Origin of the sequence: Timaviella obliquedivisa GSE-PSE-MK23-08B (genome assembly GCA_019358855.1) — a bacterium.
Taxonomy (GTDB): domain Bacteria; phylum Cyanobacteriota; class Cyanobacteriia; order Elainellales; family Elainellaceae; genus Timaviella; species Timaviella obliquedivisa.
Window position 1 is genome coordinate 1 of record JAHHII010000013.1, and the last position, 24908, is coordinate 24908.

General features: G+C 49.1%; 23 protein-coding genes. 11 read left to right on the top strand and 12 right to left on the bottom strand.

The genetic code is table 11. The features are described 5' to 3' along the window. Positions 1-486: 486 nt before the first annotated feature. Complete coding sequence (locus tag KME11_18695) at positions 487-654, bottom strand: hypothetical protein (GenBank protein MBW4517240.1); 168 nt, start codon at positions 652-654, stop codon at positions 487-489. Positions 655-1005: 351 nt separating this feature from the next. On the opposite strand from KME11_18695, the gene KME11_18700 reads away from it, so the two are divergent. Both KME11_18700 and KME11_18705 read left to right on the top strand, forming a co-directional pair. Further along, positions 1006-1827, top strand: coding sequence for a D-alanyl-D-alanine carboxypeptidase family protein (locus KME11_18700; GenBank protein MBW4517241.1), 822 nt, complete (start codon positions 1006-1008; stop codon positions 1825-1827). After that, complete coding sequence (locus KME11_18705; protein ID MBW4517242.1) at positions 1824-2516, top strand: ATP-dependent Zn protease; 693 nt, start codon at positions 1824-1826, stop codon at positions 2514-2516. The genes KME11_18700 and KME11_18705 overlap by 4 nt, the downstream gene beginning before the upstream one ends. Before the next feature lie 91 nt (positions 2517-2607). Here KME11_18705 and KME11_18710 read toward each other — a convergent pair whose 3' ends face one another. Beyond that, a complete protein-coding gene (locus KME11_18710; protein ID MBW4517243.1) occupies positions 2608-3093 on the bottom strand; it encodes an allophycocyanin in 486 nt (161 codons plus the stop codon). 317 nt (positions 3094-3410) lie between these two features. Between KME11_18710 and miaB the strand changes: the two genes are divergently transcribed. Together miaB and KME11_18720 are read left to right on the top strand one after the other, a co-directional pair. After that, the gene (miaB, locus tag KME11_18715) at positions 3411-4769 is read left to right on the top strand and encodes a tRNA (N6-isopentenyl adenosine(37)-C2)-methylthiotransferase MiaB (protein MBW4517244.1); all 1359 of its coding nucleotides are present in this window, start codon (positions 3411-3413) and stop codon (positions 4767-4769) included. A 113-nt stretch (positions 4770-4882) separates the two neighbouring features. Then, complete coding sequence (locus KME11_18720) at positions 4883-5122, top strand: hypothetical protein (GenBank protein MBW4517245.1); 240 nt, start codon at positions 4883-4885, stop codon at positions 5120-5122. 63 nt (positions 5123-5185) lie between these two features. Here the strand turns inward: KME11_18720 and KME11_18725 are convergent, their stop codons facing one another. Further along, complete coding sequence (locus KME11_18725; GenBank protein MBW4517246.1) at positions 5186-6004, bottom strand: nuclear transport factor 2 family protein; 819 nt, start codon at positions 6002-6004, stop codon at positions 5186-5188. Between the two features lie 212 nt (positions 6005-6216). Here KME11_18725 and murG point away from each other — a divergent pair, with 212 nt between their 5' ends. Then, positions 6217-7344, top strand: a complete 1128-nt coding sequence (murG, locus tag KME11_18730; GenBank protein ID MBW4517247.1) for an undecaprenyldiphospho-muramoylpentapeptide beta-N-acetylglucosaminyltransferase — start codon at positions 6217-6219, stop codon at positions 7342-7344. 611 nt (positions 7345-7955) lie between these two features. Continuing rightward, the gene (locus KME11_18735; protein MBW4517248.1) at positions 7956-9443 is read left to right on the top strand and encodes a CoA-acylating methylmalonate-semialdehyde dehydrogenase; all 1488 of its coding nucleotides are present in this window, start codon (positions 7956-7958) and stop codon (positions 9441-9443) included. Positions 9444-9631: 188 nt separating this feature from the next. On the opposite strand, the gene KME11_18740 is transcribed toward KME11_18735, so the two are convergent. Continuing rightward, positions 9632-11437: a polysaccharide deacetylase family protein gene (locus KME11_18740; protein MBW4517249.1), complete on the bottom strand. Its 1806-nt coding sequence runs from the start codon at positions 11435-11437 to the stop codon at positions 9632-9634. 180 nt (positions 11438-11617) lie between these two features. On the opposite strand from KME11_18740, the gene KME11_18745 reads away from it, so the two are divergent. Next, positions 11618-14857 (top strand): glycoside hydrolase family 15 protein, encoded by a 3240-nt coding sequence (locus KME11_18745; GenBank protein MBW4517250.1) that lies wholly within the window; start codon positions 11618-11620, stop codon positions 14855-14857. A 20-nt stretch (positions 14858-14877) separates the two neighbouring features. On the opposite strand, the gene KME11_18750 is transcribed toward KME11_18745, so the two are convergent. The 5 genes from KME11_18750 to KME11_18770 form a co-directional block, all read right to left on the bottom strand. Then, positions 14878-15684: a cyanophycinase gene (locus tag KME11_18750; GenBank protein MBW4517251.1), complete on the bottom strand. Its 807-nt coding sequence runs from the start codon at positions 15682-15684 to the stop codon at positions 14878-14880. Between the two features lie 36 nt (positions 15685-15720). Next, entirely contained in the window at positions 15721-16155 is a 435-nt protein-coding gene (locus KME11_18755; GenBank protein MBW4517252.1) for a Uma2 family endonuclease, read from the bottom strand. A gap of 105 nt (positions 16156-16260) precedes the next feature. Next, positions 16261-16488 (bottom strand): hypothetical protein, encoded by a 228-nt coding sequence (locus tag KME11_18760; protein MBW4517253.1) that lies wholly within the window; start codon positions 16486-16488, stop codon positions 16261-16263. A 255-nt stretch (positions 16489-16743) separates the two neighbouring features. Continuing rightward, entirely contained in the window at positions 16744-18081 is a 1338-nt protein-coding gene (locus KME11_18765) for a DEAD/DEAH box helicase (GenBank protein ID MBW4517254.1), read from the bottom strand. A gap of 204 nt (positions 18082-18285) precedes the next feature. After that, positions 18286-18777 carry a hypothetical protein gene (locus KME11_18770; GenBank protein MBW4517255.1) on the bottom strand — a complete coding sequence of 164 codons (492 nt, stop codon included), beginning with the start codon at positions 18775-18777 and terminating at the stop codon, positions 18286-18288. Between the two features lie 59 nt (positions 18778-18836). Between KME11_18770 and aroA the strand changes: the two genes are divergently transcribed. The 3 genes from aroA (at position 18837) to KME11_18785 (ending at position 21715) form a co-directional block, all read left to right on the top strand. Further along, positions 18837-20180, top strand: a complete 1344-nt coding sequence (gene aroA / locus KME11_18775; protein ID MBW4517256.1) for a 3-phosphoshikimate 1-carboxyvinyltransferase — start codon at positions 18837-18839, stop codon at positions 20178-20180. Positions 20181-20293: 113 nt separating this feature from the next. Beyond that, positions 20294-20866: a hypothetical protein gene (locus KME11_18780; GenBank protein MBW4517257.1), complete on the top strand. Its 573-nt coding sequence runs from the start codon at positions 20294-20296 to the stop codon at positions 20864-20866. A 171-nt stretch (positions 20867-21037) separates the two neighbouring features. Then, positions 21038-21715, top strand: coding sequence for a (2Fe-2S) ferredoxin domain-containing protein (locus tag KME11_18785; GenBank protein ID MBW4517258.1), 678 nt, complete (start codon positions 21038-21040; stop codon positions 21713-21715). 111 nt (positions 21716-21826) lie between these two features. Here KME11_18785 and KME11_18790 read toward each other — a convergent pair whose 3' ends face one another. From KME11_18790 to rsmI, 3 genes are all read right to left on the bottom strand, one after another. After that, positions 21827-22033, bottom strand: a complete 207-nt coding sequence (locus KME11_18790) for a DUF1049 domain-containing protein (GenBank protein MBW4517259.1) — start codon at positions 22031-22033, stop codon at positions 21827-21829. Positions 22034-22038: 5 nt separating this feature from the next. Continuing rightward, entirely contained in the window at positions 22039-22872 is an 834-nt protein-coding gene (locus tag KME11_18795; GenBank protein ID MBW4517260.1) for a hypothetical protein, read from the bottom strand. Between the two features lie 85 nt (positions 22873-22957). Beyond that, on the bottom strand, positions 22958-23830 hold the full coding sequence (gene rsmI, locus KME11_18800; GenBank protein MBW4517261.1) for a 16S rRNA (cytidine(1402)-2'-O)-methyltransferase: 873 nt from the start codon (positions 23828-23830) through the stop codon (positions 22958-22960). A gap of 346 nt (positions 23831-24176) precedes the next feature. On the opposite strand from rsmI, the gene KME11_18805 reads away from it, so the two are divergent. Further along, complete coding sequence (locus KME11_18805; protein MBW4517262.1) at positions 24177-24872, top strand: sugar transferase; 696 nt, start codon at positions 24177-24179, stop codon at positions 24870-24872. Positions 24873-24908 lie beyond the last annotated feature (36 nt).

A 24908-nucleotide genomic window follows, 5' to 3' on the forward strand; every position in this document is an offset into this window, starting at 1 on the left:
TCCAGTAGTCAGATTGCTGGGATATGCTTTACTCATATTGCTTTCTCGGTGCTGCGTGCTTTCTATTCGCAGCTTACACTGAGAGAGCTTTTTTACCGACTAGCTGACTTTTCAAACATCCTCTTAAGCGTCCTTACAAATATCTCAATGAAGTTCTCTTGCTGCTGGACGGACAAAAGTAACTTAAATACTATCTTGAGTTTCACTGACCTGTTTTAATCAGCAGACAGCAAACCTGTTAGGAATTCTGTCCAAAATTGAGCAAAGATTGATAGCGAGATTAAGATCAAAGGGAAGTCGTTGCTGCAAGAGGTTGGCGAAAAGATTAGTGAAAAGCTAAGGTTTGTAGAAAAGAAGACGGCAGGATCTGGGCGCATTCCTCCAAATTTGATGTAGCAGACATCGTTGACTGCCTCGCTGCTTGCCCCCTATGACAAACTGCAAGTCCTGCCAAATCTGTTTTATCCCCCAGCAAAATAGTATCCCCTAAACTTTGCTCCTCAACGCAACAATCTCACGCGATACATCTAGCCCAGCATAGATAGCATTCGTCAGTTCAGCACATGCCTTAAGACATTGCGATCGCTGCTGGGGGTTTTGAGAGGATTTTGTTGCTCGCAAGTCTTGCTGATGTGGCTGAATTGGTTTTGCCATGATGAAGGTGAGGAAACGTGGGTAGAACCCAAATTTCTGATAGAGTGCGTGGTGCTTTCGGCTGTTGGGAAAAGTAAACAACCCTATCTGCCACGTCCCCCTTTGCGCAAATTGAGCCATCTACTCAAAGCTCCCTTCCTTCAGGAGAGAAATTGGGGCAGAGATCTATCTACCTGCGTTGCCGCCCCAACCTAATCCCTAGCTCCTTTTCTGCGAGGGCAGGGGAACCGGGTTTTCATACTACAATTCAGCAACGTCAATTTTTATACGGTAATGTGGGATTTGGTTGTCCTTGTTGCAAATCTAGTATCCTGAGAAGGGTCTTTGTCGCGCAGGTTGGAGGATAGCTTTGTGGATGATGCAGGTTTACCAAAAGTACCTAAGCGCTTGTCGGAATACTCTGCCTCACAGCATGATGACTTGCCTGAAGCTTATCGAGAATTGCGTGATGAGCCTCGGAAGTCTAAAAAATCGTTGAAGTTCATTGGGTTGGCGATCGCCGCTTTTCTTTTAGTCATCCTACCTTTTATCTGGTTCAACCTCCGTCCTCAACCGACTGCTCTAAGCGCAAATTCTACAGAGCAGCGATCGGGTCAGCCATCGGGAGCCGTTATCTCATCTTCTACTACAGTTCCGTTACCGTCTTCCAGCAGTGCCACCGCCTCCCCCGACCAAGTCTTGGGGCATTACCGCTATGCCGAAGTGCCTTTATCTGACCTAGAGCCAGTTGCCAATGACATTAAGATGCATAAAGCGGCTGCCCCTAAGTTTCTGGCAATGGTGGATGCCGCCCAAGCAGAGGGTGTTAGCCTAACTATCCTTTCAGGGTTTCGCTCGGTGGAAGAGCAGACGCATTTATTTTTTGATGTCAAAGCCGAACGGGGACAAAATACCGATACTCGCGCCGATGTCAGCGCTCCTCCAGGCTACAGCGAACACCACACCGGATATTCTGCCGACATTGGCGATGCTAATGAACCTGGAACTCATTTGAGCCAAAGTTTTGAGCAAACTGCTGCCTTTAAGTGGCTTCAGCAAAATGCGGCATACTATAGTTTTGAACTGTCTTTTGCCAAAGGCAATCCCGAAAAGGTAAGCTACGAACCGTGGCATTGGCGCTATGTGGGCGATCGCAAAAGCCTAGAAATATTCTACAGAACCAGAAAAAAGTGAATCAAGCCTCTCTTAACCTCGTCGCTATCACTCTTTTTTCGTTAGTCATGATGAGCCTACTTGGGCCCATTCTGCATTTGTCGCCGACTGTTCCAGCGATCGCCACTTTCGCCATCCTCAGCTTTATGGCGGTTGATACCTTTGGGTTGCAAGGACGGTTTGGGGCGATCGTCATTGATGGTTTTGCCCGCCTATCGCCAGAGCATCGGGCGCGGGTCATTTGCCATGAAGCTGGGCATTTTTTGGTGGCGCATCTGTCGGGTATTCCTATTACGGGCTATACCCTAACGGCTTGGGAAGCATTTCGCCAAGGGCAACGCGGTCAAGGTGGCGTTAGCTTTGACACACAGGAGTTAGACCAAGAGTTAAAGCAGGGCATCTTATCGAATCAACTGATCGATCGCTACTGCACTGTTTGGATGGCGGGAACTGCTGCCGAAACCTTGATCTATGGCAATGCTGAGGGCGGCGCAGACGATCGCCAAAAGTTCCGGACGCTGTGGTTTCAGCTTAAACGTACTAATGCTGAGGGAGCGCTGAAAGAGAAAGGAGCAATTTTCCAGGCGAAGTCATTAATTCAAGGGCAGATGCAGGCGTTTGAAGCATTAGTTGCGGCAATGGAGCAACGTGCCCCTGTTGAAGATTGTTGTCGGGCGATCGATGAGCAGCAGACACCTCAAGCAACATAGACACCCCAAACAACCTAGCTCTTGCTTTTTCAGCAAAAAGCCCCGCTGTCCACATAACAATGACAACGGGGCTTTTGATGACACTCTAATCTTAAGACATGGACTGAATGATGTAGTCGAAGTAAGGAGCCGCTTCAGCCGCATCTTCGTCATTCAAGAGTGCTAAAGATGAAGCCTTGAGGCAACGAATGGATTCCACCATGCCAGGAACCGGAACGCCGAGAGAGTTGTACATTTCTCGCACACCCACTAGACCAATGCTTTCAATCGGGTCTTTGTCGCCTGCCAAAACGCCATAGGTCACTAGGCGAAGATACCAGCCATAGTCACGGAGACAGAGGGCACGTTGGCGATCGCCGTAGGCATTTCCGCCCGGAGCGATAAAATCTGGACGCTTCTGCCAAAGCTGCTTGCTGGCAGCTTGAACAATTTTCTTTTCGTTATCGGCTAAGGTCGCCGCGATGCGAGTTCGCTTCTCGCCGGTTTTTAAAAAAGCTTGAATACTCTGCAACTCGCCACTGCTGGGGTAGCGAAGTTCTTCGTCGGCATTAAGAATGACTTGGCTAACTACACTCATAAATGGTTGGGATGATTATTGAGATGGTTTGGCTAATGCTTGTATCTTACCGAGATTAGGGGACGGAAGGAAAGAGAAAATTATTAAACTCATAGAAACTGCCTATCAATGAATCTTTAAAGAGTTTATAAACTTTAATATTTGAGTTAACTTCAGCAGATTCGTTAAGGAGACGTTTCGATCGCCTACTCTAATATCGTGTTTTTGATGATATTTCAAAATATTTCAAAGACATTAGTTAGCCTGCGTTAGGGATTTTTTTGCTCATCCTCCTGAACCCGATAAAATAAGAGACTATCCTCTTTCCATTTCTTCCCATGTCTTCTTCTCCCAAGCTATATCACATCACCACCTTCGGCTGCCAAATGAACAAAGCCGACTCCGAGCGGATGGCTGGCATTTTGGAGGACATGGGTTTTCGCTGGTCGGAAGATCCCAATCAAGCCGATCTCATTCTCTACAACACCTGCACCATTCGGGACAACGCCGAGCAGAGGGTTTATTCGCACCTTGGCAAACAGGCAAGACGCAAGCACGAAAAGCCTGACCTGACTCTGATTCTTGCCGGATGTGTGGCGCAACAGGAAGGTGAAGCTCTACTGCGGCGAGTGCCCGAACTAGATTTAGTGATGGGCCCGCAGCACGCCAATCGTTTGCAGGATCTGCTAGAGCAAGTGTTTAACGGCAACCAGGTTGTTGCTACTGAGTCGGTTCATATTTTAGAAGACATTACTCAACCGCGTCGGGATAGTCACATTACCGCTTGGGTTAACGTCATTTATGGCTGTAACGAACGCTGTACCTATTGCGTTGTGCCTAATGTGCGAGGCGTAGAGCAGTCGCGTACACCGGAAGCCATTCGGGCAGAAATAGAAGAATTGGGTCGGCAGGGTTTTAAGGAAATCACGCTGTTAGGGCAAAACATTGATGCCTACGGACGCGATTTGCCAGGATCTACTGCTGAGGGTCGCCATCAGCATACGCTGACTGATTTGCTGTACTTTGTCCACGATGTTCCTGGTGTTGAGCGTATCCGGTTTGCCACTAGCCACCCTCGCTATTTTACCGAGCGGTTGATTCGGGCTTGTGCCGAGTTGCCCAAGGTGTGTGAGCATTTCCATATTCCCTTTCAGTCGGGCGATAACGAGGTGTTGAAAGCCATGTCGCGCGGCTACACTCACGAGAAGTATCGGCGGATTATCGACATGGTGCGCTACTATATGCCCGATGCTTCCATTAGTGCGGATGCGATCGCCGGGTTTCCGGGTGAAACCGAGGAACAGTTTGCCAATACGCTCAAACTGATGGAAGACACTGAGTTTGATATGGTCAACACTGCCGCTTACTCTCCCCGTCCTGGCACTCCTGCGGCACTGTGGGAAAACCAGTTGAGTGAAGAAATTAAGAGCGATCGCCTCCAACGCCTGAACCATGTGGTCAACACCTCAGCCGCCGAGCGATCGCAGCGCTACTTGGGGCGCACCGAGGAAATTTTAGTAGAAGCACAAAACCCCAAATTTCCAACCCAAGTAATGGGCAGAACTCGAGGCAACCGCCTCACCTTTTGCACCGGCGATATTCAGGAGCTACAGGGAAAAACCATCCGGGTTAACATCACCGAAGCCCGCTCCTTCAGCCTAACGGGACAAATGATGGTTCCCCTCTCTTGCGGATAAATGCTACACTTTCGCCAAGTTTCTCGCCAAACTTTAGCTGCCAGAATCCTGTGATTGCAACACTGTTCATTCTGTTTCTAGGTTTAACGCCCTCTCTGCTGTCCCTGTGGCTCATGCGGCAAGCCGATGCACGAGGGCAAGCACGCCTGCGTCTAGCCATGGATGCCTTTGCCACACGCGGGATGCCCTTACGGCTACAGCCTGATCAGCACTATGTTGAAGGCATCGGTTACATCATTGGAGACTTTACTTGTCGGTTCAATGCCCGCTCCAATCAAATTCGCTGTGCCATCAATCCCTTTGGGCCCTGTCAAGACTGTTCTCATTATCAGCAAAAACCCCTAGAGGATTAAGAGGAGTCGTAGACTCCTCTTAATCCTCTGCCGCTAACAATTTAGTACCATTCAACAATTTACTTACCGTCCAACAATCCGCATCCGTTGAGTCACTGCGGTCATACCATCGTTGCGAATGATTACTGCCGAAACCCAGCGATTCTCAGGAAGGAGCGGAGCACGCCCGATTTTGAAAAGCCCCCCGGATGACAGTAGCTCCAAGTTGATTGGAACTGCATTGAGGTAACCGCCAGCACTGATTGTTTCTTCCAGCGCTGCGCCTAACAGCAGACGATCGCCCAACGGCTCGGTAACAATGGCATCAAAAGCATAGCTGCGTCCGATGGTTATCTGTTCGGGCAAGTTAACCTGCACCGTGGGCGGCGTTTGACCCATCGTCACCTGGCTTTGCTCTGACAAAATTTCTTGCTGAACAATTTTTTGACCTTCAAATCGTTGCCGCGAAGCAATAGTCGCAGTCAAATTAATGGGGCGATCGGGCGTGGTCTGGGTGCCAGTAATGGTTGTTGTTGTCTCCACCACTAACGCACTGCCCTCTGCCTTCCAAGAATTAATCTCAGTTTTGTAGACCATGCCGGGGTAACGCTTCCAAAACTTTGACAATGCGTCTTGAAAAGAGCGGTAGGTCAACCCATCAGAATTTGTGAATTGAGGGTCATAGAACGCCATAACAGCGGGCAAATTACCCCCACTAGCCGCCGCGTCAATTTGAGCTAGGGTCTGGGTCAAAATGGCAGGAGCCGGACGCACAGCAGGCGCGGCAGCAGGCGCTTGAGCAAGGGCTTGATCTGTCCAGCCAGTTATCCCTAGGCTAAAGGGCGCAATTCCTAAGGCCCAAATTAGGGCACAGCTAGACCAGGAGGTAAAACAATAACGCATGGAAATTCGCTCAAAATGAGTGGAACAAGGTGACGCAAAATAGCAACTTAGCCCTAATATTAATTGTGCTTCTTTGCCCCAAAAGTGGAACGAGCATCTGCAAATGATTCTAGGGTATCTTGATTCGTCTCCTAGCGAACAGTAAAAAGGTTTCAGAAAAAGGTTTCAGGTTCTCACCTCAGGTTCTCAATAATAGCCAGTCAGGTAAAGTTATGTCGGTCGCTACCTCTGCAAAAATGTCTCAAGAATTATCAGAAGAACTGCCTCAACGGCTGTTAATTGCAGCCAGCGGCACGGGTGGACATTTATTCCCAGCGATCGCCACTGCCGAGCAACTCCCCCAGACTAAGATTGAATGGCTAGGCGTGCCCGATCGCCTCGAAACCCAGCTTGTGCCTGCAACCTATCCGCTTCACACCATTGACGTTGGGGGCTTTCAGCAAAAATTTGGACTAGGCACCCTGCGCATTTTTACCAAACTGCTGCTGTCGGTGCTACAAGTGCGCAAGTTACTTAAAAAAGGTAAGTTTCAAGCGGTGCTAACCACAGGGGGCTACATTGCTGCCCCTGCTATTTTGGCGGCGCGTTCTTTGGGTTTGCCCGTGGTGCTGCACGAGTCTAATGCGCTACCTGGCAAGGTGACTCGGTGGCTCAGCCCACTCTGTACGCGAGTGGCGATCGGCTTTGAATCGGCGGCGCAATACTTGCCCCGTGCCCAAACGATCTATGTCGGTACGCCTGTTCGGGCACAGTTCCGCACCCATCCACCGCTAGATCTAGCAATTTCCTCAGAGGCTCCCTTAATTGTGGTGGTGGGCGGCAGTCAGGGAGCCGTCAGCCTGAATCAAAAGGTACGGGAGTGTGCTCCCGCCTGGATCGATGCTGGAGCGTGGATCGTTCACCTGACTGGAGAAAGTGATCCTGAAGCTAATAGCTTTCGCCATCCCCATTATTTTGGGCTGCCGTTTTACAACAACATGGCAGCGCTACTTCATCGGGCAAATCTTGCCATTAGTCGAGCGGGTGCAGGTTCGATGACCGAGTTAGCGATGACTCAAACTCCTGCAATTCTCGTTCCCTACCCTTACGCCGCCGAAGATCATCAGACTTACAACGCCAGAGTATTTGCTGATGCAGGAGCCGCACTGCTATTTCCTCAAAACCTGCTCACAGCCGAAACTTTGCAAACGAAAGTGTTGGAATTATTACGATCGCCCGAAACCCTTCAAGAAATGGCAGCCGCAGCCGGAAGCTTGGCGGTTCCTAATAGCGCTGAATTGTTAGCAGCTTTGGTTAAAAATTTGATTGTTGAGAAGTTAGTTCAATTAAAGATCTATTAAGGCAGCCCTGTAAAGAATCATAGAGACAACTGAATTCTGAGGTGAATTCTTCTATGATGCAATTAGGCAGGTTAACTAGATTGAGGGAGCGTACCAGGTTAGGTGCGATCGCAGCATAAAATTCTCATCTGGTTTCTGTTCTTCCCTTCATCAACTTAAAGGTCATAATTATGAACATCATCCAAGCGATCGGCGTTGCGATTTCATATTTTTTTGATGGCTGCATCGAGCTTTTTAGCCCTAATCATGATGATTATCCCCAGAGTGGTGTTCAGCCCTTTGAAGGGGAGAGTCATCCCAAGAAGTCACCCTTCTCAAGGCATAAGTACTAGCCTTAAGACCAGCAACATAATTGGGTTAAAAGCCGGACTTCCTTGGGAAATCGGGCTTTTTTCTAGTGCCATGGCGAAGCGGTTAGTCCGGCATCAGGATGATAAACCTTGGGTATCAGTTCCGCTGAATCATTCTGCTATCTCAGTTAATCGGCTCCTTTAACGCACTTAAATTTGAATTCGCTTTATTGTTTTGAATTCGCTTTATTGTAGTGAAAGCTGCTCTTGGTTCATCCAGACTGATCCAGCAATTTTGCCCTAGCAATTGAGTGATTCCCCATGCCCCACCCTTCTCTGCCTGTCGTCAAAAACTATATCAATGGTCAATGGTGTGTCTCTACTGCCACCGAGTTTCTAGCGGTAATTAATCCTGCTAATGCGCAAGCGATCGCCCAAGTCCCATTGTCGTCTGCCCATGAAGTTGAGCAAGCCGTCGCTTCAGCCGCAATCGCCTTTCAAACGTGGCGACGTACTCCACCTTTGCAGCGCGTGCAATATCTCTTCCGACTCAAAGTATTAATGGATGAACAGTTTGAGGATCTATCCCGCACTGTGGTGGAAGAATGCGGTAAAACGCTGGATGAAGCTCGGGGCGAAATGCGACGGGCGATCGAAAACGTCGAGGTTGCCTGTGGCATTCCGATGATGATGCAGGGCACTAACCTGGAAGATATCGCAACGGGTATTGACGAGATTATGATCCGTCAACCGTTGGGTGTCGCAGCGGCGATCGCGCCCTTCAACTTTCCGGGCATGATTCCTTTTTGGTTTATGCCCTATGCCATTGCAACGGGTAACACTTACATTGTTAAGCCTTCTGAAAAAGTGCCGTTAACAATGCAAAAAGTCTTTCAACTAATCGATCAATTAAACTTGCCTGCGGGCGTTCTCAATCTTGTTAACGGTGGAAAGGAAGCCGTTGATGCGATCCTCGATCACCCGCAGGTTCGCGCCATTAGCTTTGTGGGTTCTACTCCCATAGCGCGCTATATCTACAGCCGTGCCTCAGCCAATGGTAAGCGCGTTCAGTGTCAAGGTGGCGCAAAGAATCCCGTGATTATTCTTCCCGATGCTGACATGGACATGACTACCCGCATTACTGCCGACAGCGCCTTTGGCTGCGCCGGGCAGCGTTGTTTAGCCGCTTCGTTAGCTATTACGGTTGGCGATGCGCAGGACAGCTACACGGAGGCGATCGCCCATGCTGCATCCACTCGCATTGTGGGTAACGGCTTAGACGCAGGCGTACAAATGGGAGCCGTGATTAATGCTGCCAGCAAAACCCGCATTGAGCAACTCATTCAACAGGGAGCCGACGAAGGAGCAAAGGTTTTAGTAGATGGGCGATCGCCCCGCATTCCCAGCTATGAGCAAGGCTATTTTGTGCGCCCCACGATTCTGCAAAACGTTGATCCCCACAGCGAAATTGCCAAAACCGAAATTTTTGGACCTGTGCTGAGCTTGATGCATGTAGAAAGCATTGACGAAGCGATCGCCATCATCAACGGCGGACAATACGGCAACATGGCTTGTTTATTTACCAACAATGGAGCCGCCGCCCGCAAGTTTCGCTACGAAGCCGAAGCGGGCAATATTGGCATCAATGTTGGTGTCGCCGCACCCATGGCGTTCTTTCCCTTCAGCGGTTGGAAAGACAGCTTTTTTGGCGATTTGCATGGACAGGGCAGTCATGCAGTTGAGTTCTTTACCCAAACAAAAGTGGTTGTAGAGCGATGGAGTCAGAAAGACTGGTCGCGGCAGTTCTAAGGTTGCAGTCTTAGGAAGTTGCGTGAAAAAAACCCCGGTAGGATGCATTGACTTTTCAGCCTCCTAAATTCCTCATTTTGGGCGAATAGGTTCGGAAGACCCCCAAAATGGGGGATTTAGGGGGCGATTCGGGGCGTTATTTAATTGCCACTCCCTTAGCGTTCAGCTATTCGTTACCACCGCTTCCGCTACTGACACCCTGCCAACCCGGCTGGCGGCACCAACCCCACAATATGCGGCAAGGGACGCGGCTCAAAGACACCCAAAGATTGCCCCTGGTAAACCAAGTCTGTACTAGCTCCCGAATCGACCATAATTACATCTCTAAAGCCTGCCTGAGCCAACAGCTTACCCAGCCGCACCGAATCTAGCCCTACAGTTGAAATGCCCACCGTAGGACGACCTTGGTGGTCAATTCCCCAAAAAGCGCGATCGCGCTCAAAGTCAAAGCCATAGAGCTGACCAAATGCTGATGCGGGTCGAGGTAGACTGTCCTTAACCAACCAACCTGCCGCCACAAACCCATCGGTCACGCCTGGAAGTTCTGCTTGAAAACTCTCTAGGGTGTTGTGCCGTTGTGGATCAAAAGGTAAGAACTTTACGCCTTGTGAATTGATCAGCACGAGCGGACGATCTTTGAGCTTAAGGTTTTCACTAGAGTTACCAGGGATAAATTTTTGGGTGTTTTGACTGATTACCGGACCAATGATCACGTTAGTATCAAGACTTTCTAACGAAAAGAAGCTGCCCCCCACAGCCGCCACTGCATTGGAACGAGCCAAGATTTCGTTAATGCGATAACGCTTATCAGAATGAATAGTGATGGGTCTGCCGCCTGACACAAAAACGAATGGAATATCTTCGAGGGTTTCGCGCCTCACCTCCATAGGAGCCTGAAGATCTAGCCGATCGCTCCAACTTGGCAGCGGAGATCCCCCATAGGCTTGAGCCATCACTTCATCTAACTCAGAAAACCCAAACCGTTCCACGGTTAGTAAGTTAGCTGACTCTCCGGCGAATTTACCATCACCATTTCGCATAATTAATGCAGAGGTATATCCTGCCTTCTGAACGCTCGCCTCTACCCGTTCATCAAACTTTCCTTCAGGATAAACAAAGTGTTGAATCGGTATATTTAACGCCTTTTCTAACGTTTGTTTGGACTCAATGATTTCTTGGTCAAGAAGATCGCTCGGTTGCTGCGTCAAGTCAGGATGGGTGAGCGTGTGGGAGGCGATCGTCACCAGTGGATTTTTTGACATTTCCTCAAGCTGTGCCCAAGTCAGGCTAGAGCGTCCTAGTTTTTTGCCTACTTTAGCAGTGTAAATGGCAAACGTTGCAGGGTAGCCGTACTTTTTCAGTAGTGGGTAAACGTGTTGATAGTGTCCAGAGTAGCCATCATCAAAGGTCAGCACAATGGGCTTGGGCGGAAGGGGGATGCCTGTTTTGAGATGATTAACCAAATGATCGAGACTGACCGGGGTTAAGCCGTTCTCTCGAATACGCTGTAGATCTCCCTCGAACTCTTCACGAGTAATATCAAAAAAAACTTCTTTTTCGGGCAGCACATCGTGATACATCATGACAGGCACTTTTGCAAGCTGCGCCCGTGAATGAATGTTAGGGGCAGGGGCTGCTGAAAGATAAGCCTTGAGTTCGGGCAATACTGTTTCAGCCAAAAGGCTCACACTAGCATCAGGCTTAGTACCACAAGTGGGTAGGGCAACTCCCTGCGGGTTGCTAGAGGCGATCGGTTGAGCGTTTTGAGAAATGAGTGAGAGGGGCGATCGCTCTATAGATAAATTAGGCGATCTTTTTTGACTCAGTGTCTGTTGAAAAATCGGCAGGAGCTTCAGCAACAGCGGGCTTGCCAAAATTGTGAACAGCGAAATCCAAATCAGCAACACCGAGACTTTTCTGAACCGACGAACCCATCGAATAGCAGACCCTTCTTGTTGAAGCGCTTGGACTTTTGCCCAAGAGGACAGTTTCATATTAGCTAAGATAGATTACCGTCCGTAGTTCTAACCGATCTTAAATAAAATGGAGCGTTTTGTAGACGACACTTTACCAGAGAATTATTGTTTTATTTAACCTCTTCCAAAAGAAAATCTTCTAACTGTACGCTTCTATCCCTAACCAGCGATAATCAAAACATTCTAAAAACCTCAACGATGCGGACAACCTCCTCTTCCTCTGACTCCCCATCCTCTAGACTTGACGGCTCTGGACTTGACGGCTATTACCATGAAGTCAAAGCCGTCATCTTGGCGCGCCAAAACCCTGTTACTGGGCTCATGCCTGCCAGTACCGCCATCAACGCCCACGGCGACTATACCGATGCTTGGGTGCGCGACAATGTGTACAGCATTTTGGCAGTCTGGGGGCTAGCGTTAGCGTATCGCAAGCTAGACGATAATCAGGGCAGGGCTTACGAGCTAGAGCACAGTGTTACTAAGCTCATGCGGGGTCTGCTCTTTGCCATGATGCGACAGGCACACAAAGTAGAGAAATTCAAAGTCACCCAGGCTCCTTTGGATGCTCTCCACGCTAAGTATGATACTGACACGGGCGACACCGTGGTAGAAGACCATCAGTGGGGACATTTGCAGCTTGATGCCACATCTTTATATCTGCTGATGTTGGCACAGATGACTGCTTCAGGGCTGCAAATTATTTTTACTCTTGACGAAGTTAACTTTATTCAAAACTTGGTTTACTACATTGGGCGCGCCTACCGCACCCCTGACTACGGTATTTGGGAACGGGGCAACAAAATTAATCATGGCAACCCCGAACTCAACGCTAGCTCTGCGGGCATGGCGAAGGCGGCGCTAGAGGCAATGAGCGGACTAGATTTATTCGGCGTTCATGGCAGTCAAGCCTCTGTTATTCATGTGCTACCCGACGAAATTGCTCGGACACGGATGACCTTAGAATCGCTGTTGCCTAGAGAGTCGAGTTCTAAAGAAGTAGACGCAGCGCTCTTGAGCGTGATTGGCTTTCCGGCATTCGCCATTGAGAATTCCGCTTTGGTCAAACGAACCCGTGAAGATGTGGTGACTAAGTTGCAAGGACGATATGGCTGTAAGCGATTCTTGCGGGATGGGCACCAAACGGTTATTGAAGATGCGACGCGGTTGCACTATGAGCCGAAGGAACTCAAACAGTTTGAGCATATTGAGTGCGAGTGGCCTTTGTTTTTCACGTACCTGATGTTGGATGCTTTGTTTCGGGGCGATCGCGCTCAAGCCGACGACTACCACCAACGCATTCAACCCCTCTTTGTCGAGCAAAACGGCTTCCATCTCCTTCCCGAACTCTACTACGTTCCCGCCGAAAAAATTGATGCAGAACGCGCTGCCCCTGGCAGCCAGACCCGTCTTGCCAACGAGAATACTCCGCTTGTCTGGACACAAAGCCTCTACTTGCTCGGTCAACTCATCCGAGAGGACTTTATTGCCCTAGGCGACATTGATCCCCTCGGTCGTCATCTGCGGCTAGGTAACCGTCAAGCGCCCCTTGTCCAAATCGCCCTTCTTAGCGAAGACGAAGCGCTTCAAACCGAGTTAGCCACCTATGGCATCACCACCCAAACTCCTAGCCAAGTTTCTCCCTTGCAGGTGCATCCCATTGGCGAACTTTCCGCCATCTATAACCAAATTGGACGCAACGATAAGTTGGGGCTAACGGGTCGCCCAGTGCGGCGGCTCAGAAGTTTGGCACCATCACGGATCTTCCGAATTCGGGGTGAGGTTGTGGTATTTTTGCCCTCCTTCCTTGACCAACAACAGTTCTATTTAACTCTCGACTATCACTTTTTGGTGGCCCAAATTCGGGGTGAATTGTCCTACATTCAGCGGCACTGGGATCAACTAGGACGACCAACTATGACGCTATTGCTAACCCACGCCATGTTTGAACTAGAGCGAGTGGGCACGATCGACCAATCTCCCTTGCTGATTCTGCTGCGAGAGTTGCAAGAAGGAAGCTGTAGTGGTGTTGCGGTCAAGCTAGGGCGATTGAATCAACTGATGCTAACCGCAGGAACCGAGCGGATTGAATTCATTCACGATTTTAATTTTGCATCTCCGGTTCAAGATGTCATTCCTAATTGTTATTACTTGTGCTCTGAGACTAGCTGCAATGTTCCTCTGAGTAATACCGAGGAGTTCCTGCTGGCGTACGAAACAGATGTTTATAGGCTGATTAATCAGCTTCGCCAATCGTATAATTTGTACGAACAAACCGATTTATTGGAGACGTTAACTCAGCTTAAAGGATTGTCCTTCAATACAGGTTTGGGCGAACCGGAGCAGAAGGTAACAGTAGGCGATTTATTAGAAGAAGTTTATACCAAAGCCAGCCAACTTCGGCTATGGGGAGTGATTCGACGGGCGGCAGGCTTGCTGAACAAAGTAGACTTCGGGCTGTCGGATGCGGTCACCGATATTTTGGTACGGGGTAAACAAATCGCAGTCGGAAGAGCTTACAGCGAGGCATCGTTAATTACCAGTGCTATTCCAACCGGAGAAGTGCTGGAAAAAATTCGAGAGTTCTGCGGCAATGATGTGCGCGATCGCCCCCTGACACAAGAGGTTTTAATCTACCTCAGCATCCTTCTCAAGACCGATCCATCCTTGTTTGACGGGTTGCTCACCTTACGAGTGGGTTACCTCATCCTCCTGCTCACCAGCGAACTTGCTAAAGAACTCAACGTTACCCAAGACGAAGCTCACGAACACTTAATGCAGCTTAGCCCCTTCGACATTAAAACTCGTCTTAGCGAAGTTTTGGCAGGCTACGAAGATTTGAACCAAAATCTATTTCGGCAAGAGTCACTACGAGTGCGTCAGCAACAGGCAATTCAGTGGGTGGTACTACCTGCCGAAGCGGAAGCGGAAGCCGAAGCTTGGTGGCAAAAACGCCAGCGCGATGGCGCAATTAACCGCGTGCCCAAGGGCTTTTACCCAAAGGTATGGAAAGTTTTAGAACATTGTAAAGGCTTAGTGATTGGCGATAAGCTCGATCGCCGTAACCGTTTAGATAGTGAACTGTTACTTGCAGAAATGACACCCGGAGAAAAGAATTTTGCACTCCGAATTGAACACTTATTAAACAACATTCAAGCCCCCGAATACCATCAGGTTAACGTAGAGGCATTAATGGAGCTAGCTGCGATCGCGGAACGAAACCCAGAACTACAGATTGAAGAATATATTGTTTTAGATGTTTTGATTGGTCACGCAGTGCGGCTAGCTTGGCTCGATCGCAATCCTAACCTGTCAGATCAGTACACCGATTACAAAGGAGTAGCCTGGCGATCGTTCTATGAAAGCTCTCCCCATGACTGTTCTAATTACATTGCCAAAGCCCTTCGATTCCTAATGGAACTGGGGCAGGTGTCCGCTTAAAACTTTACCTAAATCTCTGTCTAAACAAATGGGGGAGTCGCTTCTCTTGTCTTTAAATTAAACCGATATCCCTGCGGCAAAATATGAAGCTTCACTCCCAACACTGCCAAGGGTTCATCCTTCAACAACTTCTTCTCTAAATTATTGTGAGTCGTTGCCGACTCATCCACCACCGTCACGGCTCCTTCGCCCATTACAATAAACTCGTCATTATCCACCACCATTGCCGTATTTTCATCAATTCCAAAGCCCAACACGCTTGGCTCTAGTAACAGTGCCGACAATAAGCGCCCTAAGCGACCCCGTTGAGAGAAGTGTTGATCGATGACTACATTGGGCAAAAAGCCCATCCCTTCTGCCATTTTCACCAAATCGGCGTGAGGGCTGCTGACAGAATTACCATCTACAATCATTTTGTCGGGCATCATGGCAGCCCCAGCACTAGTTCCACCCACCACAATTCCGGCTTGATAGCGCTTGCGAATAGCATCATCTAGAATCGTGTCTTTGATGGCGCGGACAATGCGGGTTTGGTCGCCCCCCGTAAAGAAAATACCCGATGCTTGAGCGATCGCCAGTAACCCATCCAGCTTTTCCGCATCCTGGCGATCGCGCGTATCTACAATCTTTACATCCGCCGCACCCAGCCGCTTAAAGACGCTAATATAGGTTTTTCCAGCCTCTTCTGGTTCACTCGTCGCTGCTGTTAACACCACAATTTGAGCCGCTCGACCACCCGCCCGCCGCACAAACTCGCGCAAAATCTGGCAATCGCCCGATCGCTCCTCTGCTCCACCAATAATTACGAGTTGCTGTACAAACGCCATTAAGCGCTCCATTGTAGATCTTGCTTATGTTAAAGCCTAACGATTTAGGTGGGCGATCGACTTGTCAAGTGGATCAGTCTCAGAGCGCAACTCAATCAGAAAATCTGGTGCGACCGGAGGAAATTTGCGGCGTTGTTCAGATGTTAACGCCTCCCACCGCGATCGCTTCACCCAGGCTGCATCTGGCGATCGCTGCCCTCCCAACGACAGCTTGAAACCAGTGGATGAGCTAAAAACTTTTCCAAGTTCAGTGCGACGATTCCAAATTGTCAGATCTGCTCCTAGTTCCAGTTCATAACTGCCACTTTCGCCGCCAACAGGAGACATAATGATCAGCACTCCTGCTGAGGTTAGTTCGAGCCGTTGCTCTGGATTTGCAAGACACAGTTGATAAAATTGCTCGTCTGTGAGATGAAGAGTACTGAGGTCGAGCAATAGGGGTTCCACAAGCAAGGATTCCGCCAGGGGCATACAACCTCCAAATCTTTGCTAGAACTGTTTTTCAGATGTGACGATTATAAATTGGATTGGAAAGGATTTGTCCTTCCCATCTAAGAGTTGCTATAAGTATCCTTGTTAGAGCGCTTCAAACGCGGCAAGAAATCCTTCTAGTGTCATGCACTCCGCCACAAAGTCTTCTGCATCGCCCACATTTTCCAGTCGATACTCCATAATGCGACGCTCATCGCCTTTCATTTTTTTGGACGCGATCGCCTCACCCGGATATTTAATCGCCATAGCTTTAAACGCTTTGGCATGAGTAGCCCAGCTTTCTGCCGAACACTGAATAATGACCCGCCACATGTTTTAAATCCTCGCTGTTTTTACAGGTAGTTTCTACCGGATATTTTGGCATTGCTAAATGCAGCTATGAATTTGTTCAAAGCCCCTTTCCTTTAGGAGAGGGGGTGGGGGGAGAGGTTTATCTCGCTGCGTTGGCAGCTAAATCTAATCCCTAGCCCCTTCCCTGCGAGAGGGGAACCGAATTTTCAAACTACAATCCAGCAACGCCGAATATTTTTGCAGAGTACGTGCTTAAAAAGATCTCAAAGCGATCGCCTAGGCACTCCGAAGCCGCTTCCGGGCACGACTTGCCGAAACAGGTTTTTTGCTCCGCGTCGGTGGATCTTGAGGCTTAGAAGATTGGGACTTAGAAGATTGAGGCTTAGGTGCAGCTTGGGAGTTTGACCTTGCTCCTTGACCGCCCCGACCCTGGTTCGATCGCTGGCGTTTCTCTGGCTCTGGCTGCGCTTGGGCTGAACTCTTCGGCTCGTATCCTGGAACCACAATCTTGGCAAGAGTTTGGTTAAGCAACATCTCAATGCCCTTCAGAAGCGGATTTTCTTCTCCAGAAACTAAAGAAACCGCCTTGCCGCCGTAGCCCGCGCGCCCTGTGCGACCAATACGATGCACGTAATCTTCAGGCACATGGGGTAGCTCGAAGTTGACGACGTGGGGAAGTTGGTCGATGTCAATTCCACGGGAGGCAACGTCAGTGGCGACCAGGACGCGCACCTTGCCTAGCTTAAAGTCGTTGAGAGCACGGGTACGGGCAGCTTGGGTTTTGTTACCATGAATAGCGGCAGCTTTCAGTCCATCTTGACTCAGTTGCTCGGCTAAACGATTCGCCCCATGTTTAGTGCGGGTAAAAACTAAAACCTGTTGCCAGTTGTGAAAGCTAATCATGTAAGCCAATAGCTCGCGCTTGCGATCGCGATCTACTAAATGCACAACCTGTTCCACCCGCTCTGCGGCTGTGTTACGAGCAGCAACCTCAATTAAAGTAGGATCTCTAAGCAGCGTATTTGCAAGCTGTTGAATCACCTTTGAGAACGTGGCAGAGAACATTAGCGTTTGCCGAGATTGAGGTAACGCTGCTAACACTTTGCGAATGTCGTGGATAAAGCCCATATCTAACATGCGATCGCATTCATCCAACACCAAAATCTCAATTTGGGAAAGATCCAATGTCCTTTGCCCCAAGTGATCCAGTAACCGACCAGGCGTTGCAACGACAATATCAACGCCGCGACGCAGCGCCTGAATTTGCGGCACAATGCCAACTCCACCATAGACAACCGCCGATCGCAGCGATAAATGTTTACCGTAGATCTTAACGCTATCGCCAATTTGGGCTGCCAGTTCACGTGTAGGAGTCAGAATCAGAGCGCGCGGAGTGCGCTGCACTTTATGGGGTGGAGTAGCGCTTAAAAGTTGCAGCATCGGCAGCGTGAACCCTGCTGTTTTGCCTGTTCCAGTTTGGGCACTCGCGAAAACATCATTCCCTGCCAAAACAGCAGGAATTGCCTGCTGCTGAATGGGAGTAGGCTCGGTGTAGCCCTGCTCAGCGACAGCGCGAAGAAGGTCGGTCGAAAGACCGAGATCAGAAAATTCCATGAATTAACATTGCTCCGAGTAGTGCCCCTATCCCAAATCGAACGATTGGGGCCAGTCTAAGAGCGATAAATGTGTGGTTTGCTGATAAAACGAATTATCTTGCAGCCGCAGCAGACCGGAATGTGCGGGTAGCAATTCACTTTAACAGAAATTGCCATAAATTACCGGCAGCAGGTAAGCGATCGCCAATCCGTCGCTTCTCAATCACCTGCAATCATGCTCAATATCAACATTCATGACATAATGCCCCACCTGCACTTTGTTTGACCAAAGCTCATACTCCACCCGCAAATGGTGTGGCAAACCCTGACTTTTTAGGCTAAGGCTGCGAGTATAGTTGTGCAGTTGAAACTGATCTTTCCGCACTGAAGACGCGGCTTGCAGCCAATAGCGGCTCACCCCATAAATCCCTTGCTCCCAATAGTGCCGATAGCTAAATCGCCCATTTCCCTGCATCGTCATAATGACGCGGTAAGGCGAAAGTTCGAGCCACAGCAATCGGGGCGTTGGAGGCGATGACAAATCTGCCTGCTCCGTCTCCTGCAATCCATCCACCACCAACGGTTCAGTTAAGAGAAGATGAAAATGCTCTGAGTCTTTTTGATAAAGGGTTGCGTCTGTTTCCACCACTGACCACACTGGCAAATCAAAGGATAGTAATGAAAGACAGACGGGAATGCGGTGCTGGGTCAGCATAAGTAAAGACCGAGGGATGGGGTAGGATATTGAGCGCCCCCTTTGTCAAGTCTATTCCAATGACTGCCACTGTCTCCCTTAATTGCACTGAAACGCATCACACCTTAACGATCGCCCCATCTTCTATCGGGCTATCCGGTCAAATTCAAGTTCCTGGCGACAAATCTATTTCCCATCGGGCGCTGATGCTAGGGGCGATCGCCCAAGGCGAAACTCAAATTCAGGGCTTGCTGCTGGGCGAAGACCCGCAAAGTACGGCAAACTGCTTTCGGGCAATGGGTGCAACCATTTCGGAGTTGAATACCAAACGGGTGACGGTACAAGGAATTGGCTTAGGACAGTTGCAAGAACCCGGTAATATTTTAGAGTCAGGAAACTCTGGCACCACTATGCGGCTAATGCTAGGGCTATTGGCTTCGCAACCACAGCGGTTTTTTACCGTCACGGGCGATGTTTCCTTGCGATCGCGCCCCATGTCTCGCGTTATTCAACCCTTACAACAAATGGGTGCCCAAATTTGGAGCCGGGCGGGCGGCTATGCGCCACTGGCAGTACAAGGACAATTTCTCAAGCCGATTCATTTTCATTCGCCGATCGCCTCTGCTCAAGTTAAATCCTGCATTTTGTTAGCAGGACTGCTGACCGAAGGTGCCACGACAGTGACCGAGCCTTCCCTATCCCGCGACCACAGCGAACGAATGCTGAGGGCATTTGGCGCGAATCTGACCGTTGACCCCGAAACCTACAGCGTCACCGTCACGGGGGGAGCCAATCTTTTAGGGCAGTCTGTGATTGTGCCAGGAGATATTAGCTCAGCGGCGTTTTGGTTGGTTGCCGCATCTTTAGTACCTGGCTCGGATTTACTGGTTCAGAACGTGGGGGTGAATCCCACCCGCACCGGAGTATTAGACGTTCTAGCGGCAATGGAAGCCGATATTACCTGGGAAAACCAGCGAGAAATTGCAGGAGAGCCTGTTGCCGACTTGCGAGTGCGATCGAGCGCTCTCAAAGCCTGCACCATTTCTGGAGAAGCACTGATTCCTCGCCTAATTGACGAAATCCCGATTCTGGCGGTCGCGGCAACTCTAGCGAAAGGAACCACGATCATTCGTAATGCAGCAGAATTGCGCGTCAAGGAGAGCGATCGCCTCGCCGTAATGGCAGCCCAACTCACTAAAATGGGAGCCAAAGTCACCGAACTACCCGACGGACTTGAAATTATCGGCGGCACTTCCCTCATCGGCGCAGAAGTAGATAGCGATACCGATCATCGAATTGCCATGAGTTTGGCGATCGCTGCCCTCGTTGCAAAAGGCACCACCACAATTCACCGCGCCGAAGCTGCCGCAGTCTCCTATCCCATGTTTGTCAGCACCTTACAACAGGTTTGTGGAAGTTTGTGAAAGTGAGACTCTAAGTTCTCTAAAAAAATGATTCTATTTTGTCAAGTCCCTATAGAGTTAAGATATCAATCATCTTTCGTTTACTTTCTTTTACCTATAGAAAAGCCCTCCGAATGATGTCCTCTAGAAAAGACTCGGCAAATTTTTCTCCTCCTACGCTTCAAAGTATTTCTACCCTTCACTTGAGAGAAGCACGCCTGCCTGGGAATAATAAAAAGAATGGACGAGGCTGGATTAAGCCTAAAAACTGGGCAACTTTTCTAACGGCTATGTGGCATCGGTTTAAGAATCTTTTTTTTAGTCTTAAGAACTACGACATCCTGAGTCCAAACCTAGCAATGCGACGACGGGTAAAACGGTCATTGCGCCATCGCCCTACTTTAGGGGTAAGTGACTGGTTTGAGTCTTTCTGTCGGTCTCGCCCCATTGCTTACCCCGTTGTTAATTTTCTTTATACTCGCCTAGAAACTTACTCTGGTATTGAGCCAGGAAAATTGCTACCCAGCGATCGCCTTGAAGAGGATTTACGCTGGACAGACCTTTGTGGCTTCGACTGGCAAGTTATGCTGTGCGACGATTTTATGCAGCAATTTAATGTAGACATGACCCGTTGCATTGAAGATTTTAGCCCCAACACCCTTGAGGATTTAGTGCTGCTGCTGCATCAGCAGTTTAAACAAGGGTAAGGCAGCTCCCATCAGCCTTAAATTCTTGATGTTTAGAAGAGTTAATACTTAGAAGAATTAACCTGCTAGAAGCTTCTACGCTAGCTTAATGAAAATAAATTGCAAATAGTAACGCAATGAAGTAACTTAAGAAAGTCATTATTGAATAAGATTCTCAATAGCTTAATCGCCATGAGTAAATACGAAGCGATTCATAACCCGGTCATGCAAACCTCATTTGCGTTAGAAGGACGGTTTTTGGACTATGCAGCAGACGATCGCGGTAAACTTAAATATATTCGGCTAGCCAACACCAGTGAGCACCCCATCAAGCTCTCGAAACATCTGCGATCGCAGCGCCTCATCCCTGGCGAATGGATTCAGGTTACAGGGACTCGTCAGGTAAACCCGGTGACTGGGCAAGTCAAGCTCAAAGCAAAAGATTTAACGATTGTTCGTCCTCTATCGTTAGCTCCGATATCGTTAGCACTGACAGATGCTTCTCCAATGGCTGCCTCTAAGTCGTCCAAACCAGAGACAATTTTGGTTTGCCAAAAGTCAGACTGTTGCAAGTTAGGTGCAAAAGCGATCGCTACTGCTCTGCAAACTGCCATTCAAGAACAGGGCTTAACGAATCAAGTCATTGTCAAAGGAACGGGCTGTATGAAACGGTGCAAAGCGGGCCCCAATTTGGTCATGCCTGACAAAACTCGCTACACCAAAATTTCACCCAAAGCAATTCCTGCCCTGATTGAGCAGCATTTTGCGCCTACGGTTCCTGGATCGGTGCCTGCTACTAAGCTCGTGCCCGTTAGCCAACCTGCTGCCATCACTTCTCCGTCGCCTGTTGCAGAACGAGTAGCGTCTTAACTGCAATGTTTAGATTGTTAAGGTGAAAGTGCTAGCTGCGCGATCGCCTAAAATTTTGACTTAAGCTGCCCCTCCTACCCGTACCTTAGGGCTTTAGCAGGGGCATAACTTCTATCTAGACCAGCGTAGTAGGGGCAGCGCGATCGCCATGCCCACCATTCCCAGCCCTGCACTCAGCGCCAAAACCATCCCCACCGGAATTTGTACCGTTTCAAACACTAAGAACTTAAGCGCCACTGGAGTCGCATTTTGCACTGAAATGAGGGCGATCGCCACAATCCACACTGCAAAAATCAGAGCCGTTAAAAACTTAGCCATGGTGTTTAAGGAGTGGGTAAAGAACTGGGAACATTTGGAGAAGCTGGCGGTGATGTTGGAAGTGTCGGAGATGCCGTTGGACTCGGTGAGCCTGAGGTGGGTGACGGGGGAGCGCAAGCTTCGGTTAAGCACACTACAAGCACTGACTCAATTTTGGCATCTTCCTTAAATTTTTGGGTTTCATTATACTCGCCCGTAGGAGAGGCATAAATGCCGGCTGCCTTGCTAGAGCCATTGCCTGTTGCAAAAGAAATATTATTGGCGGGCTGGCGTTCAAACCGGGCATATTCTCTAGACTCGTTTTGAGTATTGTAAGACAGGGTAGCTTTGCCGTATGCCTGCTGGGCTTTTGCTAAAGTGCTGCCTGCTCCAATCCCCGCTGCTGTTAAAAACTTTGGATTTTTAGTAAGCAAGCCTTGAATGGTATCGGCGTCGGTAAAAGGCTGCTTAGCTAAATACAAGATATAGTACTGAACTTCCCCCGATCGCTGAACTGCGATCGCATCAAAGTCAACAATGAAAGGCGACTGCACAACAAATTCTACGCCTGTGCCCAGAGCTTTCTTCAAATTTCCAAACGTCATCCCTAGCTGAGCCGCGCCAATTGCTTTGTCCGAAATTAACAGGCTATCAGCAGAGATTGGGCTAACGCTGGGTGTTGCTTCAGCGAGCGCTGGGATAGGCGAAGAAAAGTCAACGGAGTTAGGGGAGGCAGTTGGGGAAGCAGTTGGGGATGGTTTGCCGCAAGCAGTCAGCGTGAGCATCAGCCCAAAGACAAGCAGGCTAGGGCAGTTACTTTTTTTGTAAAGGATAAATCGTTTAGACCTGGAAAACATCATAGGTTGCTCTCACTCTCGAATCGCTCTAAGCTTTAGGACTTCAAAAAAATAGGTGTTTCCCAAAAACATGATGCCTCAGATTTCACTAGATTTCACTTTCCGGTTCAGGGGCAACTTCATCAGGAATAGTTAATGCCAATTGGTAGATTTGCCGCCGTGAGAAGGAAGTTTGCTGCGCTAGTTGCCGACTCGCTTGAGAACGAGAAACGCCTTGGTTCATAATTGCCTTTAGCTCTGCTTTCAAGTCTTCTTCGGAAAGTAAAGGCTGTGATAGTGTGGCACCTGCTACCACAAAGGTATATTCTCCTTGCGGCTCCCGAGTTTGGTAATAGGCGATCGCCGCTGCCAACGTGCCTCGCCAAAACTGTTCATGCAGCTTCGTCAACTCCCGTCCTAAAACAACGGCTCGCTCTGCCCCCAGCGCCTCTGCTAAATCCTGGAGCGTGGTTCGCACCCGATGAGGAGCCTCATAAAACACTAGTGTTCGGGCTTCTGACTGAATTTCTTCTAGGCGATCGCGCCGCTCTTGAGCCTTCACGGGCAAAAATCCTTCAAACACAAAGCGATCGGTGGGTAACCCTGCCGCACTTAGGGCAGCAACCACTGCACAGGCTCCTGGAATGGGAACTACCACAATTCCCGCTTCAGCACAAGCCTTAACCAGTTCGTAGCCTGGATCAGAGATGCCAGGCATCCCGGCATCAGTCACCAACGCCACCTTCTGTCCATCTTGCAGGCGTTGCAGAATGTCTGGCAGCCGACTCAGGCGATTATGGTCGTGATAGCTGATTTGCGGCGTTGTAACTTGAAAGTGGTGGAGCAATTTTCCTGTATGTCGTGTGTCTTCGGCTGCGATCACATCTACACGCTGCAAAGTGGCGATCGCTCTGAAGGTCATGTCCTCCAAGTTACCGATCGGGGTTGCCACCACGTAAAGAACTCCATGCTGCGCTTCCATGCCACACTCTTAATCTGCCAAATCACTCTAGCAATTTTCCTACTCCAAAACTCCTGAGAGCAAAATGCAATTCGCAAAGCAAGTATAAATATAGGTTTTAGGTATACCAGACAGCATTCATTCAAAAAAGATACGCATATATTTAAGTCCACACTTTATAACGATAAAGTTAAGCTCCACCTAACTTTGCTAGAACCATTAAGTTTATAAAGACTTGTTGAAGCGCAAAGTGGGTTAGTGAGTTTCTAGAGATAAAAGTTAATACTGAGAACAAGGCTGGTCTCAAGGCTGGTCTTTAGTATTCAACTTAGACACCCCGTTCATTACCTTATTGCTTCCTCCTCTCATGACTACGACTCCTAAGGTGAATCTTCTATCCTCCTCAACTCTGCCCGACTTCAGGTTTAATTCCCATGGCAATCATGCCGTAGCGGTTCATGCATCTCTTGACAGTAAAATGAAGCGCTGCATCGATATTGTTGGGGCACTGGTAGGGTTAGGGCTGACGGCTCTCTTAGCCCTGCCCATTGCGATCGCCATTTATCTCGATAACCCCGGTGCTATCTTCTATCGGCAAGAGCGCTGTGGCTTTCGGGGCAACCGCTTTGGCATCTGGAAGTTTCGCTCTATGGTGACTGATGCCGATTTGCTCAAGCATACGGTTGTCAATCAAGCCAAAGGACATATCTTCAAAAACGACAATGATCCTCGCATTACTCGGGTAGGGCGGTTTCTGCGACGCACTAGCCTTGATGAACTGCCTCAATTCTGGAACGTTTTGATGGGAGACATGAGCCTGGTCGGAACCCGTCCTCCTACTCCCAACGAGGTCAAAAACTATAACAATCGCCACTGGAGACGGCTTGAGGTTAAGCCTGGCATGACGGGCGAGTGGCAAGCCAATGGTCGCTCTAGCGTGTCTGATTTTGAGGCGATCGTAGATATGGATCTGTCCTACATTCGCAACTGGTCAGTTCTTTATGATCTACGGTTGATTCTGAAAACCATCCAGGTCGTCTTACATCGTAAAGGCGCTTGTTAAGCTAGGCAGTCAGGTATTCCAAGTCTAGAGGAAGAT